The 17,012-nt window shown below is 62.3% G+C and carries 15 protein-coding genes; 4 read left to right on the top strand and 11 right to left on the bottom strand.

All coding sequences use genetic code 11. The annotated features are described in order from the left end of the window. Positions 1 to 139 precede the first annotated feature (139 nt). Together NCG91_RS01245 and NCG91_RS01240 are read right to left on the bottom strand one after the other, a co-directional pair. Positions 140 to 682 (bottom strand): DnaJ-like cysteine-rich domain-containing protein, encoded by a 543-nt coding sequence (locus NCG91_RS01245; protein WP_251348238.1) that lies wholly within the window; start codon positions 680 to 682, stop codon positions 140 to 142. 24 nt (positions 683 to 706) lie between these two features. Next, on the bottom strand, positions 707 to 1,117 hold the full coding sequence (locus NCG91_RS01240) for a hypothetical protein (RefSeq protein ID WP_099667432.1): 411 nt from the start codon (positions 1,115 to 1,117) through the stop codon (positions 707 to 709). A 149-nt stretch (positions 1,118 to 1,266) separates the two neighbouring features. Here NCG91_RS01240 and NCG91_RS01235 point away from each other — a divergent pair, with 149 nt between their 5' ends. Beyond that, positions 1,267 to 1,980: a S24 family peptidase gene (locus NCG91_RS01235; protein WP_251348237.1), complete on the top strand. Its 714-nt coding sequence runs from the start codon at positions 1,267 to 1,269 to the stop codon at positions 1,978 to 1,980. A 44-nt stretch (positions 1,981 to 2,024) separates the two neighbouring features. Here the strand turns inward: NCG91_RS01235 and NCG91_RS01230 are convergent, their stop codons facing one another. The 9 genes from NCG91_RS01230 to NCG91_RS01190 form a co-directional block, all read right to left on the bottom strand. Then, positions 2,025 to 3,911: a propionate--CoA ligase gene (locus tag NCG91_RS01230; protein ID WP_251348236.1), complete on the bottom strand. Its 1,887-nt coding sequence runs from the start codon at positions 3,909 to 3,911 to the stop codon at positions 2,025 to 2,027. Between the two features lie 91 nt (positions 3,912 to 4,002). Then, the gene (locus NCG91_RS01225) at positions 4,003 to 5,229 is read right to left on the bottom strand and encodes a hypothetical protein (protein ID WP_251348235.1); all 1,227 of its coding nucleotides are present in this window, start codon (positions 5,227 to 5,229) and stop codon (positions 4,003 to 4,005) included. 12 nt (positions 5,230 to 5,241) lie between these two features. Then, positions 5,242 to 6,795 carry an MBOAT family O-acyltransferase gene (locus NCG91_RS01220; RefSeq protein ID WP_251348234.1) on the bottom strand — a complete coding sequence of 518 codons (1,554 nt, stop codon included), beginning with the start codon at positions 6,793 to 6,795 and terminating at the stop codon, positions 5,242 to 5,244. 169 nt (positions 6,796 to 6,964) lie between these two features. Further along, the gene (prpF, locus tag NCG91_RS01215) at positions 6,965 to 8,164 is read right to left on the bottom strand and encodes a 2-methylaconitate cis-trans isomerase PrpF (protein ID WP_251348233.1); all 1,200 of its coding nucleotides are present in this window, start codon (positions 8,162 to 8,164) and stop codon (positions 6,965 to 6,967) included. 61 nt (positions 8,165 to 8,225) lie between these two features. Then, entirely contained in the window at positions 8,226 to 10,820 is a 2,595-nt protein-coding gene (gene acnD / locus NCG91_RS01210) for a Fe/S-dependent 2-methylisocitrate dehydratase AcnD (RefSeq protein ID WP_251349202.1), read from the bottom strand. Positions 10,821 to 10,831: 11 nt separating this feature from the next. Further along, positions 10,832 to 11,986: a bifunctional 2-methylcitrate synthase/citrate synthase gene (prpC, locus tag NCG91_RS01205; protein WP_251348232.1), complete on the bottom strand. Its 1,155-nt coding sequence runs from the start codon at positions 11,984 to 11,986 to the stop codon at positions 10,832 to 10,834. 81 nt (positions 11,987 to 12,067) lie between these two features. After that, positions 12,068 to 12,955, bottom strand: coding sequence for a methylisocitrate lyase (gene prpB / locus NCG91_RS01200; RefSeq protein WP_034783951.1), 888 nt, complete (start codon positions 12,953 to 12,955; stop codon positions 12,068 to 12,070). Positions 12,956 to 13,320: 365 nt separating this feature from the next. Beyond that, positions 13,321 to 13,569 (bottom strand): hypothetical protein, encoded by a 249-nt coding sequence (locus NCG91_RS01195; protein WP_034783948.1) that lies wholly within the window; start codon positions 13,567 to 13,569, stop codon positions 13,321 to 13,323. A gap of 122 nt (positions 13,570 to 13,691) precedes the next feature. Beyond that, entirely contained in the window at positions 13,692 to 13,928 is a 237-nt protein-coding gene (locus NCG91_RS01190; protein WP_099667425.1) for a hypothetical protein, read from the bottom strand. A 177-nt stretch (positions 13,929 to 14,105) separates the two neighbouring features. Here NCG91_RS01190 and NCG91_RS01185 point away from each other — a divergent pair, with 177 nt between their 5' ends. From NCG91_RS01185 to NCG91_RS01175, 3 genes are all read left to right on the top strand, one after another. Next, on the top strand, positions 14,106 to 14,963 hold the full coding sequence (locus NCG91_RS01185; RefSeq protein WP_251348231.1) for an MBL fold metallo-hydrolase: 858 nt from the start codon (positions 14,106 to 14,108) through the stop codon (positions 14,961 to 14,963). A gap of 139 nt (positions 14,964 to 15,102) precedes the next feature. Next, positions 15,103 to 15,453, top strand: a complete 351-nt coding sequence (locus NCG91_RS01180) for a T6SS effector phospholipase Tle3 domain-containing protein (protein ID WP_251348230.1) — start codon at positions 15,103 to 15,105, stop codon at positions 15,451 to 15,453. 147 nt (positions 15,454 to 15,600) lie between these two features. Beyond that, complete coding sequence (locus NCG91_RS01175) at positions 15,601 to 16,929, top strand: virulence factor (RefSeq protein ID WP_251348229.1); 1,329 nt, start codon at positions 15,601 to 15,603, stop codon at positions 16,927 to 16,929. The last annotated feature ends 83 nt before the right edge of the window (positions 16,930 to 17,012 follow it).

Here is a 17,012-nt window from a genome sequence, read left to right as displayed (position 1 = left end):
GTCGCGCCGAAAGCGCGTCTATTACGAGTGGAGAAGCATGTGGTGTACTGCGGGTGTTAGCTGTGTTGCCGTTGCTGCGTGATCGAGACTCTATTGTAAGGGCGTTTTTTTCAGTGCCAGGCATATTGCAAAAAATTTGTCAGTGGCCGAGGCGGCGCATGGCGCGGGCGCCGTGCGACTGGAAGATGGCTTCCAGTTCGCTGACCATATCCTTGATGCGTTCGAGCTCGAAGCCGCCGGAGCAGCTGATGGCCGCTTCGCCGGCGCCGTGGCACGCCTTGCAGACAACGGGTGCACCGGCCTGCATGGCAGCGACGACGCCAGTGCCGTGGCAGACCTTGCATTTGCTGTCGAGCCAATGCGCGAGCGACGCTTCGGCCACGCGGCGGTACAAGGTGTTGGCCGCCTGCGCATCCCAGGCCGTCTGCGCCTTGACCCAGCGCCGCGCGCGGCCCTTCTGCGTCACGGCCGCCGTCCAGGCGCGCAGCAATTGGGCCAGGTTGCCCGCATTGCCTTCAAACAGGCGGCTGACGGTGCCGTCCGCGTATTTGACGCGGCATAGCAAGGCGCCCATGTCGCCGGCCAGCGCGGCGGCCGCGATCACGTCCAGGTCGTGGTGGACGGCATCGTCGCGCAGATTCTGCGACGACAGCGATGCGATGAATTTTTCTGCAAATCCCATGATTTCTCCTCGTTGATTCTTGTTTCAGTTACCCGCCGGGCCAAACAGGGCCGCCACCAGCGGATCGCGGCGCGCCGCGCCGCGTACCCAGCTGGCCGTGCGGCGCACTTGCGGCGGCAGTTCGGCCCAGCCATCGACGTCGTCGTCCTGTTCCCCCAGCGCGTACAGGGCAGGCCGCTGGCGCCCCGGTTCCGTGCAATGGCGCTGCGCCAGGTGGATCTGTCCCAGGCCGCACATGTGGCGCAGATAGCGGCTCATGGTGCCCGCATCGAGTCCCAGCAAGGCGGACAATTGCGCCGCGCTGGCCTGGCCCTGCTCGCGGATGTACTGCGCGATGCGGGCGATATGCAGCTGCGACTTCTTGCTGCGCCCCTGTAACTGGCGCCCCTGCCGTGGCGCCGTCCTGCTTTCAACCAACTGACTGCTGTTCAACATCTGCCTGACCTCCCGTGGTGCTGCCCGCCGGCAAACGCTGTAGTGCGTTTGCGACAGGCAACGAGTGGACTTTATCAATCGCTAATGTTAAAGTCAAGCATTTGGTAATTTATCAAACGGTAAATTTCAGGTTTAATGTGGAGATGAATATGTATCAATACAGACGCGACCGCCTGCTGGCCCTGATCCGCGAGCACTACGACAACACGCGCAAGAAAATTTCCGACGTCAGCGGCTGGAGCGAGGCGCGCATCTCGCAAATCCTCTCGCCCACCTACCGCGAGGGGCGCGCCTTCAGCGAAAAGATCGCGCGCAAGCTGGAAGCGGACCTGCAACTGGACGGCATGTATTTCGACCAGGGCGCGGCGCCCGACCAGGCGGCGCTGACGGCACGCGCGCTGGCCGGCGTGCAGCCGGTGGTCGTGGAAGATGGCGAAGATGAACGCTTTTACCCGATCCGCAAGGTGAAACTACGCCTGTCGGCCGGCATCACGGGCTTTGCCATCGAACCGGAAACGCACGACGGCAGCACTATCAGCGTGCCGCGCAGCTGGGTCGAGCGCAATGGCTACCACCCGGACAAACTGGTGGCAATCAAGGTCAAGGGCGAGAGCATGGAGCCGGCCCTGTATGAGGACGACGTGGTGATCATCAATACGGCCGACAACCGGCCGGCCGATGGCATCGTGTTTGCCATCAATTACGAAGGCGAACCGGTGGTCAAGCGCATGGCGCGCGATATCGGCGAATGGTGGCTGACGTCGGACAACCCGGACCAGCGCAAATACCACCGCAAGCTGTGCCGCGGCAATGAATGCCTGATCGTGGGCAGGGTCGTGCGCAAGGAAAGCGACCGGATTTGAAAGCGAAGTTTATCGTTTGATAAACTTCGCTCGCAACATGGCGCTTACGCCAGCGCTGCCTGGATCTGCTCCAGCGATGCCGGATCGTCCATCGACGTCAGGTCGCCCGGGCTGCGGCCTTCGCAGATGGCCTGGATCGAGCGACGCAGCAGCTTGCCCGAGCGCGTTTTCGGCAGTTGCGGCACGAACAGCACGCGCGCCGGCCGTGCCACGGCGCCCAGCTGGCGGTCGACGACGGCCATCACTTCGCGCTCCAGCAGCGTTTTCGCCTCGACGCTGTCGAAGCCCCGCGGGTCCTTCAGGATCACGAAAGCCATCGCCACCTGGCCTTTGAGCTTGTCTTCCACGCCGACCACCGCCACTTCCGACACGTTCGGATGGCTGGTGATGCTTTCCTCGATTTCGCGCGTGCCCAGGCGGTGGCCAGCCACGTTGATCACGTCGTCGGTGCGGCCCAGAATAAAGTAATAGCCATCCGCATCGCGCACGCCCCAGTCAAAGGTGGAATACACTTGCCGTTCGCTGAACGTGGACCAGTAGGTGTCGACGAAGCGCGCATCGTCGCCGTACACCGTCTGCATGCAGCCGGGCGGCAGCGGGCCTTCCAGCACCAGCACGCCCTTCTCGTTGGCGCCGCACTCCTCGCCCGTCGCCTCGTTGAGCAGCTTGACCTGGTAACCGTACATGGCCAGGCCGGGGCTGCCCAGGCGCGTGGGCGTGTTGGCAACACCCTTGGCCACCGAGAGGATCGGCCAGCCCGTCTCCGTCTGCCAGTAATTGTCGATGATGTCCACTTTCAGTTCATCGGCGATCCATTGCGACGTGGTTTCATCGAGCGGCTCGCCCGCCAGGTACAGCGCCTTCAATGACGACAGGTCGTATTTGCGCATCAGTTCCACCGGGTGCTTGCGCAGCACGCGGATGGCCGTCGGCGCCGAGAACATGCGCGTGACCTTGTATTTTTCAACGATGCTCCACCAGATGCCCGCATCGGGACAGATAGGCAAGCCCTCGTACAGGATGGTGGCCATGCCGGCGATCAGCGGGCCATACACGATGTAGGAATGGCCCACCACCCAGCCGATATCCGAGGTGGCAAAGAAGGTTTCGCCGGGCTTGCCGCAAAATGTGTACTGCATCGACGACGCCAGCGCCACCGCATAGCCGCCCACGTCGCGCTGCACGCCCTTCGGCTTGCCCGTCGTGCCCGAGGTGTACAGCACGTACGACGGTTCGTTCGACTCGAGCCAGGTGACGGGCACCTGCGCATCCAGGTGCTGCTCGCGCAGGGCAGCGTAATCGACGTCCCGGCCCGGCGTCAGTTCCATCGGCACCAGCTGGCGGTCGACCAGCAATACCCGCTGCGGCTTGTGTGCAGCGATGCGGATGGCTTCGTCGAGCAGCGGCTTGTAGGCAATCGCCTTGCCGTTGCGCGAACCGGCATCGGCGGAAAACACCAGTTTTGGCTGCGCATCGTCGATGCGGCTGGCCAGGCTGTTGGCGGCAAAGCCGCCGAACACCACAGAATGCACGGCGCCGATGCGCGCGCAGGCGAGCATGGCGAACGCCGCCTCGGCGATCATCGGCATGTAGATCAGGACGCGGTCTCCCCTGACCACGCCCAGCGACAGCAGGATGGCGGCGCAGCGCTCCACTTCGCGCTGCAGTTCGCGAAAGCTGTAGCTGCGCTCCGTATTCGTTTCCGTGGAAATGGCGATCAGCGCAGCGGCATCGCCCTGGCTTTCCACCCAGCGGTCAACGGCGTTGTGGCACAAATTGGTGGTGCCGCCAACGAACCATTTGGCGAACGGCGGGCGGGAATAATCGAGCACTTGCGAAAACGGGGTATGCCAGGCTATCTTGTCCGCTTCCTCGCGCCAGAAAGCGTCAGGCGTGTCGATCGAGCGTTGATAAAATGCTGCGAAATTCATGTCTCCTCCGGTGTGCGTGCAATCTGTCTCCGGCTTGGGCGAACTGGCCCGGCCTTGATATGTGGACTATCTGCTTGCGTACTGCTGACTATTAGTTATCTGTTGGTGCATCCTCCAAAGGTCTTGCGAACAGTTTTTGGGAGAAAAGGAACATCTCCGGCTGCGCTGCCACGCAGGCGCTGCGCTCGGCTGCGATCCTGTCGCGATTCGCCGCCAGCGTGGCACCGGTCAGGAGCATGCCGAACTGGCCGTCCACCGGCGCCTCATCCTTTTGCGTCATCACACGCTGCATGACGATGTCGCCCAGTGCCCTCTTGAAGTGTCCTGCTTCCCAGTACCAGCGCGTACTGGCATGGCGTTGTTGTTGGGTAGGAATCGGCTCGCAGTTGTAAAGGCCAAAGCCGCTGAAATCGGTCACGCTGATGCGGGCCGATGGATATTGTTTCTTGACGGAGGCCACTTCCAGCACGACCTGCTGTTTCCACTCCTCGAACAGGGGCCACAGGCCAGCCCCTTCGAACAGGGTAAGCATCTGTGCGTGATACGGATAGATCACCAGCTTGATATCGGCTTGCGTGGCCGACATCGCCACCAAAAAATCATGCATCGCCTGAAAATCGCCGTCAGCAAAATCGGCCTTCGACATTTTCACAAATCTGGCGGCACTTTTCTGCGCCCGATGCTTGAATACCTTGTAATACCCATCGCGGACCGCATGGGCGCCATAGTCGAGCGCGGGATTGAGGCCGCTCGGCGCGATAGTGAATGCCGCCCTGTCATGTTGGATGAACGGAGTCTTCACGGCGTCTTTCACCGAGGCCAGAGAAAACAAGGCATCGAAACGCCAGAATCCCGGAACATGGCCTGATGACGCCTCTGTGCGCACCGGAGGTGCGACAGCCGGCTTCAGGAAATCAATGAACTCAATTCCCACGATCACCGTCCCCGGCTTGATACCGGCCTGGGTCAGTTGGGCGAACTGGCTGATGGCCATGGCCATCGCAGTGCCTGGTATCCCCATGTTATAGCCATCACCCTGCATTGCGCCAAATGCGGCGGCACGCGGATCGAAACCCATCTCGGCGCGCGAGTTACCCAGGATGATGAAGCTTGGCTGCAGACGCAGCGCGTGTGCGTGCTTGATCTGGCTCTGGTAGCGGCTCAGGCCAGGCTTGACGGCGTTAAAGTTTTCGCGCCTGACCGCGCCATACAGATTATAGGGGTCGACAATGTACACGAAGGCGCAGACCAGGCATGCGCAGGAAAGCAGCACCAGCATCAAGGTGGACAGATAGCGCCTATAGGATGCTCTTGTCATTTTCCTTCTCCACTAGAACTGAAAATACAAGAATTCGGCGGGCCGGTTCAGGGCCAGGATGCTCGCCAGTGCCAGTAGCGCGATGGCGGCAGCCCACGCCGGTGAAGCGCGCCAGGTCAGCAGCCTCGTCATGCCAGGGCCTGTTATTCCTGCAGGGTGGGCACGCTGGAAGTCCAGCGCAGGCCCACAGCGACGCATGATCTGCTGCGTATTCGGGAAAGCAAAGGCCAGCAGCGCCGCGATGGCGATCCACGTCCAGGTTTCGACGAACAGGCGTCCACTGCCCAGATAAAACGTCATCCCCGTCGCCTCCAGCAGGTGCTGCAGCGGCGGCACACGGCTGGCCAGCACGTCGGGTGCCGCGACGCCATGGGCACCCGCCATGCCCTGCAGTATCTGCCACGACGTTGCCATGTCCGGCGCGCGGAAAAAGACCCAGGCAATGCAGACGGAGGCAAAAGTGACGAGGGTGGCCACGACTTTCCAGACGCGGCTATCGAGCGGCAGGCGCAAGCGCTGCGCCACCGCGCTCCAGGCCTTGTGGATGGCCAGGTAGGCGCCGTGCAAAAAGCCCCAGACGATGAAATTCCAGCCAGCGCCATGCCACAAGCCGCCCAGCACCATCGTGATCATCAGGTTCAGGTAGCGCCGCGCGGACCCGCAGCGGTTGCCGCCCAGCGGGATATACAGGTAATCGCGCAGGAAGCGCGATAGCGTCATGTGCCAGCGGCGCCAGAATTGCGCGATATTGCGCGATTTATAGGGCGAGTCGAAATTCAGGGGAAGGCGCACGCCGAACAGGCGCGACAAGCCAATGGCCATGTCGGAATAGCCGGAAAAATCGAAGTACAGCTGGAAGGCATACGCCAATACCCCGCCCCAGGCGACCAGCAGCGATGGCGCAGCCGGGTTGTCGAACAGCGGCGCCGCATACGGGGCGATGCTGTCGGCGATCAGTACTTTCTTGGCCAGGCCGATGAAGAAAATCGTCGAGCCGATAGCGACGTTCCTGGCCGAGAGACGGAAAATGCGCTTGTCCGCAAACTGCGGCATCATCTCCTTGTGGTGCAATACGGGGCCGGCGATCAGATGGGGGAAATACGTGACAAACAGCAGATAGTGGACAAAGCGGTTTTCCTGCGCCTTGCCCTGATAGGTGTCGACCAGAAAAGCGATCTGGGTAAACGTGAAAAACGATATCCCGATCGGCAGCACCACATGCAGGGCGGGCATCGGTTGCGCCGTCAATTCCGCCAGGCTGGCGACAAAGAATCCCGCGTACTTGTAATAGGCGAGCAAGCCCAGGTTGGCGCCGATGGCGGCGGTGACGAGCCATTTTCGGCGTGATGGCGGACTGGCGCCGAGCAAGGCCGCACAACCGTAGTTGAAGAGGATGGAGCCCAGCAGCAGCGGCAGGTAGCGGTAATCCCAATAGCCGTAGAAGAACAACGATGCTCCCGCCAGCCACGCGGCGGCCCCCAGTTGGCTGCGTCTGCCCAGGATGAAGAATCCCGCCACCGTGATGGGTAGAAAAGCAAAAAGGAAGACGTAGGAGTTAAATAGCATCTGTTCACCGGTCAGGAAGCATGGGAGGCCGCCAACATCCGCGACACGCTAACGCGCATCGCGGCTGGCGCCCTGCCATTTTCCTTGCCGCTCAGTTTTTTTACCAGCAAAAGTATCTATCTATCGGCAGGTGCACGGTCAGGCCGAGTCCAGGTGCGTGCTGCGCAGACTAGAATGCGTCGCCGGGAACGCGCACGGCCCCTTCCATCAGCACGCGCGCGCTGCGGCTCATGATGGCCTTGGTGACGCTCCACACGCCATCGACGAGCGCCGCTTCCGCCCCCACCATCAGGGTGCCGGACGGGTGGCCGAAGCGCACCGAGTTGCGGGGACCGCCACCGGCCGCCAGGTTGACCAGGGTGCCGGGAATGGCTGCCGCCGTGCCGATGGCGACAGCGGCCGTGCCCATCATGGCATGATGTAATTTACCCATCGACATGGCGCGCACCAGCAAGTCGATCTCGCCCGCTGCCACCTGCTTGCCGCTGGACGAGACATAGCCGGCAGGCCTGGCGACAAATGCCACTTTCGGCGTGTGCTGGCGTTTCGCCGCTTCATCGAGATGCGCGATGAGTCCCATGCGCAAGGCGCCATGCGCGCGGATGGTTTCGAAGCGGGCCAGCGCCACCGGATCGCCATTGATGGCGTCCTGCAGTTCCGTGCCCGTGTAGCCGATGGCGTCCGCATCGACAAAAATCGTCGGGATGCCGGCGTTGATCATCGTGACCTTTAAAACACCGATGCCGGGTACGTCCAGGTCGTCGACAAGGTTGCCGGTAGGAAACATAGCCGAGCTGGCCCCATCGCCGCCCTCCTCGTCTGCCGCCGGATCGAGGAATTCCAGTTTCACTTCGGCGGCCGGGAAAGTCACGCCATCGAGTTCGAAGTCGCCCGTTTCCTGCACTTCGCCATGCGTCATGGGCACGTGGGCAATGATGGTCTTGCCGATATTGGCTTGCCAGATGCGCACCGTGGCGATGCCGTTTGCAGGCACGCGCGCGGGGTCCACCAGGCCGCTGGCGATGGCGAACGAGCCGACGGCGGCCGACAGGTTGCCGCAATTGCCGCTCCAGTCGACGAAAGGCTTGTCGATGGAGACCTGGCCGAACAGGTAGTCGACGTCGTGGTCAAGCTTGGCGCTTTTTGCCAGGATCACCGTCTTGCTGGTGCTGGACGTGGCGCCGCCCATGCCGTCGATCTGCTTGCCATACGGGTCGGGGCTGCCGATCACGCGCAGCAGCAGCGCATCGCGCGCGGCGCCCGGCACTTGCGCACTGGCCGGCAAATCCTGCAGGCGGAAAAACACGCCCTTGCTGGTGCCGCCGCGCATGTAGGTGGCGGGGATTTTGATTTGGGGTACGTGGGTCATAGGGTTTCCTGAAAAGCCGGGCAGCGCGCGCCTGCGCGCCACCCGGTGAATGACGAACTGCTTACGCTGCCTTGGACGACTCGAGGAAATCCTGCGCGAAGCGCTGAAGAACGCCGCCCGCCTCGTAGATCGACACCTCTTCCGCCGTATCGAGACGGCAGGTGACGGGCACTTCGACCGTTTCGCCGTTCTTGCGGTGGATGACCAAGGTCAAGGTGGAACGCGGCGTGCGCTCGCCGACGACGTCATAGGTTTCGCTGCCGTCCAGGCCCAGGGTCTTGCGGTTCACGCCAGCCAAAAATTCCAGCGGCAACACGCCCATGCCCACTAGGTTGGTGCGGTGGATGCGTTCGAAACCTTCGGCCACGATGGCTTCCACGCCGGCCAGGCGCACGCCCTTGGCGGCCCAGTCGCGCGAGGAGCCTTGGCCATAGTCGGCGCCGGCGATGATGATCAATGGCTGCTTGCGCTCCATGTACACCTCGATGGCTTCCCACATGCGCGAGATTTTGCCTTCCGGCTCGATGCGCGTGAGCGAACCGGCTTTCACTTTGCCGTCCTCGATGACCATCTCGTTCTTCAGGGTCGGGTTGGCAAACGTGGCGCGCTGCGCCGTCAGATGGTCGCCCCGGTGCGTGGCGTAGGAATTGAAGTCTTCCTCGGGCAAGCCCATTTTCGCCAGGTATTCGCCGGCCGCGCTATCGAGCATGATGGCGTTCGACGGCGACAGGTGGTCGGTGGTGATGTTGTCGCCCAGGACGGCCAGCGGACGCATGCCTTTCAAGGGACGCGCGCCAGCCAGCGCGCCCTCCCAGTACGGCGGACGGCGGATGTATGTCGTCTGCGGACGCCAGTCGTACAGAGGGCTGACCTTGATGCCGTCGTCCGCCTGCGCGGCGAACATCGGAATGTACACCTTGCGGAACTGCTCCGGCTTGACGCTGGCAGCGACGATGGCGTCGATTTCCTCGTCCGACGGCCAGATATCCTTGAGCAGGATGGCCTTGCCGTCCGCATCATGGCCCAGCACATCCTTCTCGATATCGAAGCGGATGGTGCCGGCGATCGCGTAAGCCACCACCAGCGGCGGCGAGGCGAGGAACGCCTGTTTCGCGTACGGGTGGATGCGGCCGTCGAAGTTGCGGTTGCCCGACAAGACGGCCGTGGCGTACAGGTCGCGCGACACCACTTCATCCTGGATCACGGGGTCGAGCGCGCCCGACATGCCGTTGCACGAGGTGCAGGCAAACGCCACGACGCCAAAGCCCAAGTTTTCAAGCTCCGGCATCAGGCCCGCTTCCTGCAGGTACAGCTCCACTGTTTTCGAGCCGGGCGCCAGCGACGATTTCACCCACGGCTTGCGGGTCAAACCGAGGCGGTTCGCATTGCGCGCGATCAAACCGGCGGCGATCATGTTGCGCGGGTTGTTCGTGTTGGTGCAGCTGGTGATGGCCGCGATGATGACGGCGCCGTCCGGCATCTTGCCCGGTTCGTTTTCCACCACGCCGGAAATCCCGCGCGCGGCCAGCTCCGACGTCGGCACGCGGTTGTGCGGATTCGACGGACCGGCGATATTGCGCACGACGGACGACAGGTCGAAGCTCAAGACGCGCTCGTACTGCGCGTCCACCAGGCTGTCGGCCCACAGGCCCGTCTCTTTGGCGTACAGCTCCACCAGTTTCACCAGTTCGTCGTCGCGGCCCGTCAATTTCAGGTACTTGATGGTTTGCGCGTCGATGTAGAACATGGCGGCCGTGGCGCCGAACTCCGGCGCCATGTTGGAAATCGTGGCGCGGTCGCCCAGGGTCAGGTGCGCAGCGCCTTCGCCAAAGAATTCCAGGTAGGACGAGACGACCTTCTGCTTGCGCAGGAACTCCGTCAGCGCCAGTACCGTGTCGGTGGCCGTGATGCCCGGCTGCGGTTTACCCGTCAGCTTGACGCCGATGATGTCCGGCAGGCGCATCCACGAGGCGCGGCCCAGCATCACGCTTTCCGCTTCCAGGCCGCCCACGCCGATGGCGATCACGCCCAGCGCATCGACCATCGGCGTGTGCGAATCCGTGCCCACCAGCGTATCGGGATAGGCTACACCATTTTGTACCTGGATCACGGGCGACATGCGCTCAAGATTGATCTGGTGCAAGATGCCGTTGCCTGGCGGAATCACGTCGACGTTCTTGAAGGCCTTCTTGGTCCAGTCGATGAAGTCGAAACGGTCTTCGTTGCGGCGGTCTTCGATGGCGCGGTTCTTGGCGAAGGCGTCGGGGTCGAAACCGCCGCATTCGACGGCCAGCGAGTGATCCACCACCAGCTGCGTCGGCACGACGGGGTTTACGAGGGCCGGGTCGCCTCCCTGGGCAGCGATGGCGTCGCGCAAGCCGGCCAGGTCGACCAGGGCCGTCTGGCCCAGGATGTCATGGCAGACGACGCGCGCGGGGAACCATGGGAAGTCCAGGTCGCGGCGGCGTTCGATGAATTGGCTCAGCGAAGCGTTCAAGGTCGCCGGGTCGCAGCGGCGCACCAGGTTTTCCGCCAGCACGCGCGAGGTGTAGGGCAAGGTGGCGTAGGCGCCTGGCTGGATCGCATCGACGGCGGCACGCGTGTCGAAGTAGTCTAGCTGGGTGCCCGGCAAGGATTTGCGGTGCAAGGTGTTCATGTTGGTGCTCATTATTTACGGTCCTTGATCGGGACGAATTCCAGGTCTTCCGGACCCACGTAGTTGGCGCTCGGGCGGATGATCTTGTTGTCGATGCGCTGCTCGATGATGTGGGCGGCCCAGCCCGAAGTACGCGAGATGACGAACAGCGGCGTAAACATCGCCGTCGGCACGCCCATCATGTGGTACGACACGGCCGAGAACCAGTCCAGGTTCGGGAACATGTTCTTGATTTCCCACATGACCGTCTCCAGGCGCTCGGCGATGTCGAACATTTTCGTGGAACCGGCTTCCTGCGACAGCGAACGGGCCACTTCCTTGATGACTTTATTGCGCGGGTCCGAAATCGTGTAGACGGGGTGACCGAAGCCGATCACCACTTCCTTGTTGGCCACGCGTTCGCGAATGTCCGCTTCCGCTTCATCGGCGTTGTCGTAGCGTTTCTGGATATCCAGCGCCACTTCATTCGCGCCGCCGTGTTTCGGGCCGCGCAGCGCGCCGATGGCGCCCGTGATGGCCGAGTGGATGTCCGAGCCCGTGCCGGCGATGACCCGGCTGGTGAAGGTCGAGGCGTTGAATTCGTGTTCCGCGTACAGGATCAGCGACGTGTGCATGGCTTTTTCCCACGACGCCGACGGTTTTTCGCCGTGCAGCAGGTGCAGGAAGTGGCCGCCGATCGAGTCGTCGTCCGTTTCCACTTCGATGCGCTTGCCGTTGTGGCTGTAGTGGTACCAGTACAGCAGCATGGAGCCGAACGACGCCATCAGGCGGTCGGCGATGTCGCGCGCGCCCGGCGCGTTATGGTCGTCCTTCTCCGGCAGGGTGCAGCCCAGCACGGACACGCCCGTGCGCATCACGTCCATCGGGTGGGCGGCGGCAGGCAGCGCTTCCAGCGCCAGCTTGACGGCCGACGGCAAGCCGCGCAGCGACTTCAACTTGGCCTTGTAGCCTTTCAGTTCGGCGGCTGTCGGCAGCTTGCCGTGCACCAGCAGGTAGGCGATTTCCTCGAACTCGCAGCTGTCGGCCACGTCCAGGATGTCATAGCCGCGGTAGTGCAAATCGTTGCCGGTCTTGCCGACCGAGCACAACGCCGTATTGCCGGCGGTGACGCCGGACAGGGCGACGGATTTTTTAGGCTTGAAAGTGGCGGCTTGCGGTGCGTTCATTGATTTCTCCAAAAATTGACTAGTCTCGGTTGCGTCACTGCGGGTCCGGCATGCGGCCCCTGCTTCTTTACTTTTCTTTACTTATTTCTTTTGCGCGGCGAACAGCGCATCGAGCTTTTGCTCGAAATCGTGATAATTGATCGATTCATACAGCTCCATGCGCGTCTGCATGGTGTCGACGACGTTCTTTTGCGTGCCGTCGCGGCGCAGCGCCTGGTAGACGTTTTCCGCCGCCTTGTTCATGGCGCGGAAGGCCGACAGCGGATACAGGGCCAGGCCCACATGGGCGCTGCGCAGTTCGTCCAAGGTGAACAGCGGCGTGGAACCGAATTCCGTGATGTTGGCCAAAATCGGCACGTTGACGGCCTTGGCGAACGTGGCGTACATGTCCAGGTCCGTGATGGCTTCCGGGAAGATCATGTCGGCGCCCGCTTCGACGCAGGCGACGGCGCGTTCCAGCGCCGCTTCCAGGCCATCGACGGCCAGCGCATCGGTGCGCGCCATGATGACGAAGTTCGGGTCCGTGCGCGCATCGACGGCCGCCTTGATGCGGTCGACCATTTCTTCCTTGCTCACGATTTCCTTGCCCGGACGGTGACCGCAGCGCTTGGCGCCCACCTGGTCTTCGATGTGCAGGCCGGCCGCGCCGAACTTGATCATCGATTTCACCGTGCGCGCCACGTTGAAGGCGGACGAACCGAAGCCCGTGTCGGCGTCGACCAGCAGCGGCAGGTCGCACACGTCGGTGATGCGGCGGATGTCGGTCAGCACGTCGTCCAGGCTGGAAATACCCAGGTCGGGCAAGCCCAGCGAGCCGGCCGCGACGCCGCCGCCGGACAGGTAGATGGCTTTATAGCCGGCGCGCTTGGCCAGCAAGGCGTGGTTGGCGTTGATGGCGCCGACGACTTGCAACGGGGATTCTTCCTGGACGGCCTTGCGGAATGCGGCACCTGCGGAGTATTGAGTCATGTGTTCACCTTATGGGTTTCGGATGGTCCCGAATGTTTCACGGAGTGGCTATGAACATCAGTATTGCAAATGCCGTGCCAGGCCGGCGCGGCGCGGCGAACAACACGTGACGGCAGAGTGAAAACAGGCGACAAGGGGCCAGCCAGCGCTGCTCCGGGGCTGTCACGCCAGGGAACAACGATGTCACGTTTGTCCCGTACGATGTTTCATTATCGTTTCATAATTTCATTTTGAAACACTGCATTGAAACATGCAACAACACTGGATGAAAAGATGGGGGCAGGCACACGCGCCGCCGGTCGCGCGCAAAAAAAACAGCCGGCGGATGCCGGCTGTGGGAACACGATGACTGAAAGAGTAGAGAACTAGGCCAGCCGCACCAGCGGGTTGGCGATGATGTTGTCGATCTGGCGCACGGCTTCTTCGCAGGCGGCGGCAATGGCGCCCTCCTCGTCGTCGCGCACGAATTGCATGGTCGAGCCTTCGAATACTTCCAGGCCTTCGGCCGTGGCGCGCTCGATGTCGCAACTGGCCGACCATTTGCCGTCGGTGGTGGGCACGGCCAGGGGAACGATTTCCCAGCCTTTATAGTGAATTTTAGAACTGCTATCCATGGGTGCCTCCTTCGTGACTGACTCAATAGTGGAAATCGTAGCATGAAGCGCGGCTGGCAGCGACGTGTTTCACGCGCCAGCCGTGGTCAGGCTCACTTTCGGGCTAAACGATTTACGCTGGCTCAAGGGCGCAGCAGATTATCGACTTCCGTCCTGGCCACTTGCAGGCCCGCCGTGCAAGCCGTTTCGGGGGCTGCGTAGCCGCCCAGGGTGCGGCTGCGCGTGATCGCCTGCGCTTCCGGCTCGCCTTCGCGCTGCAGGCGGTAGGTAAAATCCCATAAATCGTCGTTATCCTTTTGCGGGGTCACGGAAATCGTAAAACCGCGGTACTGTTCGCTGCGTGCAGTGATATCGTTCATGAATTCCTCCTTGGAAGAATGAGGTTACCATGCTGCAAGCGCCGGGGTGCGCACGGCTGTAACGGCCGCATGCCTGCCCCCTTATCTGTTTTCCGCATGTTAAATGTGAATTTACAGCATTTTTTTAGCGAACTCTGGCGATATAATGCCATTCCCTGTCCGTCCCTTGCCGCCGTGATGACTCCACAAATCCAAGCTTTCTTCGACCCCGCCACCGCCACCGTCACCTATATCGTGTATGAGGCCGACGGGCGGGACTGCGCCATCATCGATTCCGTGCTCGACTACGATCCCAAGGCGGGCCGCACCTCCACCGCTTCGGCCGACAAGGTGATCGCCTTCGTGCGCGAACACGGCTTGCAGTGCCGCTGGCTGCTGGAAACCCATGCGCATGCGGATCACCTGTCCGCCGCGCCCTACCTGCAGCAGCAGCTGGGCGGCGACGTGGCCATCGGCGCCGCCATCCAGACGGTGCAGCAAGCCTTCGCCGCCGTCTACCACCAGGGTGCGGCCAAGGCCGACGGCTCGCAGTTCGACCAGCTGTTCGCGCCCGACCAGGTATTCCATATCGGCGCATTGGAAGTGCGCGCGCTGCATGTGCCCGGCCACACGCCGGCCGACCTGGCGTACCAGATCGGCGACGCCGTGTTTGTCGGCGACACCCTGTTCATGCCGGACGTGGGCTCGGCCCGCTGCGACTTCCCCGGCGGCTCCGCTGCGCTGCTGTATCGCTCCGCGCAGCGCCTGCTGTCGCTGCCGCCGCAGACCCGGCTGTTCATGTGCCACGACTACCCGCCCAACGGCCGCGAGGCGCGCTGGGAAGTGACGGTGGCCGAACAGCGCGCCGGCAACATCCACTTGCGCGACGGCATCACGGAAGAACAATTCGTGGCCATGCGCACCAGCCGCGACGCCACCCTGGACATGCCGACATTGATCTTGCCCGCCATCCAGGTCAACATCAACGCGGGCAAGCTGCCCGAGCCGGAAGACAACGGCGTGCGCTACCTCAAAATACCGCTGAACGCGATCTGATTCCCCCGGCATTCCCCGCCCGCCGCGCTTTCTTTCTTGACACCAAGCAAGTCCCACCTCAGGCAATCCGCATACAGTGCAGATTGCCTGAGTTCGCTTAGGCGCCGCTTTTCATCTTTAACGTTGACGGAGCGCCCGCATGTCGCCCGACCCTACGCTAGCTGGCAATTGCATCCTGCTCGCCGAAGCCGAAGGCACGACCTTGTTCAGCCATGCGCTGCTCCAGGCCGTCACGCGCCTGCCCCGTCCCGGCATCGTCATCTTCGTGCATGGCGTCAATTCCGATGGCGAATGGTATGAGCAAGCCGAACAAGGGCTGTGCGCTGGCCTGAATGCGCGTCTGAAGCGCCGCGACGAGGACCTGGCGATCCCAGGCCCGGCGGCCGGACAGATGCAGGCCGCCACCTACGCGCGCGAATTGACGAATGACGGTTTCCTCAATCCCAAGCGCAACGCCAGCACCTTCCGGCATCCACCAACTTTGCGCTGAGGACTGACGGTGCATAAATTCATTGCCACGCCGCGCCAGCGACTGACCTGGGCCCTCGCCACATTTCTCTTCGTCATTTCCCTGGCATGTTGGTCTATCTGGTCGGACTATGCCGGTCACCAGCATGTCCATTCACCTGGAGACTTCATGAAACAGTTCCTCGCGCTGCCCACGCTCGCCGCCTTCTCCTTGTTTGCGCTATTGACGGCCTGCGCCGTGAAGCCGGCGCAGAAAGAAGACGGTCTCCCAAAAACCACTGTCCAAGCTCCCTTCCGGGCACAGGTCGTGGGCCTGCAGTGGCTTAATCCGCTGCAGCGGCTCGACTATCCCACCGAGTGGCAGCTGCTCTGGACGCTTGGCCTGGCCAAACCCAACAAGAATGACGATATGGTCAGGACGGATCCCAGGGGTTTCAGTACCTTGCAGGCAGTCGCCCCCATTGCCCACGATATCAATGGAAGGGAAACGTTCAAGGGCTATCACCATAAATATCTACTCGAACTGATGACCAATTTTCACGATATCTATTTTTCCAGCCCCACCTACTTCTACCACGTCTACCCCAAGGATCAAAAACAGAACTGGCGCGAATTGGCCGGTATCCGCGTGGAATATGCCCTGCCTGACGAAAAATTCGATCTGGCAGAAGTACACCAATTCACGCAACAAACCATCACCGACACCTTCAGCATCGGCAATGTCAATTTCCCCACCCTCTGGACCCGCGCCACCCCACCCGACGTGCGCATCACCCTGGGCGGCAACAACGCGGGTTTTACCTCACTGAAAGCCGCGCTGGCCTACCTGGAAGCGCATCCGAAGGAAACCGTGTGGGTGATGAACTGGGATGCGCCGAGCCGGCCGAAGACCATGCAGATCAATGAAAACCTGGTGCTGCTGGTGCTGGCCGGCCCCGATTACAAGACGGAGCGCGCGGCGCTGGCGTGGATAGGCTATCCGGCCACGCGCAAGGTGGCCGATTTTGAAGCGGGCAAGGACAAGCCGCCGCGCGCCGTGCAGGCGTGGCAGGCGGTATTTGCCGAGGCGGCGCGCCATGGCGGCAAGACGGAAGAAGACATCGGCTACGTCATCCACGACGCCAGCAAGAACCTGCCCTCGTCATCCGACCGTCTGGGTCAGCTGGCGCAAGCGCTGACCCTGGAAGTACCGGGATTCGACTTCCTGCCGCAGACCTTCAATACGCCGGCCCTGCTGGGCGAAATGGGCGCCGGCACGGCGCTGACCAATGTCGCCCTGGGTATCGCCCATGCGAACCACGTCGGCAAGCCCGTGCTGGTGGCGGGCACCAGCGATCCTGACGGCGTCACGGGCGTGCTGGTCTTGCCGCCAGCCACGGTGCGGCCCATCGCCCACGACAAACCGTGGTTCCGCGCGCGCGGCGAAAACAATGCGTATTTGCCGTGGTGGGGCATCCGGCATGACACGGCGGACAATTTGCAGGGTTACTCGAAATAAAGTCCAAGTACTGGCCGCCGGCGCGCAGCGAGCTTCCAGGCGAACCGGCCGCGCCGCACACATGGCGTCAAACGCAACAACAC

It is taken from the genome of Janthinobacterium kumbetense (assembly GCF_023703445.1).
Lineage (GTDB): Bacteria > Pseudomonadota > Gammaproteobacteria > Burkholderiales > Burkholderiaceae_D > Janthinobacterium > Janthinobacterium kumbetense.
This window is presented reverse-complemented; position numbering and strand designations above follow the sequence as displayed.

Bases quoted from the DNA above. Each gene is read 5' to 3' on its own strand.
- acnD (WP_251349202.1), bottom strand. From the start codon at position 10,820: ATGAACACCTTGCACCGCAAATCCTTGCCGGGCACCCAGCTAGACTAC.
- NCG91_RS01185 (WP_251348231.1), top strand. From the start codon at position 14,106: ATGACTCCACAAATCCAAGCTTTCTTCGACCCCGCCACCGCCACCGTC.
- NCG91_RS01240 (WP_099667432.1), bottom strand. From the start codon at position 1,117: ATGTTGAACAGCAGTCAGTTGGTTGAAAGCAGGACGGCGCCACGGCAG.
- NCG91_RS01220 (WP_251348234.1), bottom strand. From the start codon at position 6,795: ATGCTATTTAACTCCTACGTCTTCCTTTTTGCTTTTCTACCCATCACG.
- NCG91_RS01230 (WP_251348236.1), bottom strand. From the start codon at position 3,911: ATGAATTTCGCAGCATTTTATCAACGCTCGATCGACACGCCTGACGCT.
- NCG91_RS01195 (WP_034783948.1), bottom strand. From the start codon at position 13,569: ATGGATAGCAGTTCTAAAATTCACTATAAAGGCTGGGAAATCGTTCCC.
- NCG91_RS01175 (WP_251348229.1), top strand. From the start codon at position 15,601: ATGAAACAGTTCCTCGCGCTGCCCACGCTCGCCGCCTTCTCCTTGTTT.
- NCG91_RS01180 (WP_251348230.1), top strand. From the start codon at position 15,103: ATGTCGCCCGACCCTACGCTAGCTGGCAATTGCATCCTGCTCGCCGAA.
- NCG91_RS01245 (WP_251348238.1), bottom strand. From the start codon at position 682: ATGGGATTTGCAGAAAAATTCATCGCATCGCTGTCGTCGCAGAATCTG.
- prpF (WP_251348233.1), bottom strand. From the start codon at position 8,164: ATGACCCACGTACCCCAAATCAAAATCCCCGCCACCTACATGCGCGGC.
- NCG91_RS01225 (WP_251348235.1), bottom strand. From the start codon at position 5,229: ATGACAAGAGCATCCTATAGGCGCTATCTGTCCACCTTGATGCTGGTG.
- prpB (WP_034783951.1), bottom strand. From the start codon at position 12,955: ATGACTCAATACTCCGCAGGTGCCGCATTCCGCAAGGCCGTCCAGGAA.
- prpC (WP_251348232.1), bottom strand. From the start codon at position 11,986: ATGAACGCACCGCAAGCCGCCACTTTCAAGCCTAAAAAATCCGTCGCC.
- NCG91_RS01235 (WP_251348237.1), top strand. From the start codon at position 1,267: ATGTATCAATACAGACGCGACCGCCTGCTGGCCCTGATCCGCGAGCAC.
- NCG91_RS01190 (WP_099667425.1), bottom strand. From the start codon at position 13,928: ATGAACGATATCACTGCACGCAGCGAACAGTACCGCGGTTTTACGATT.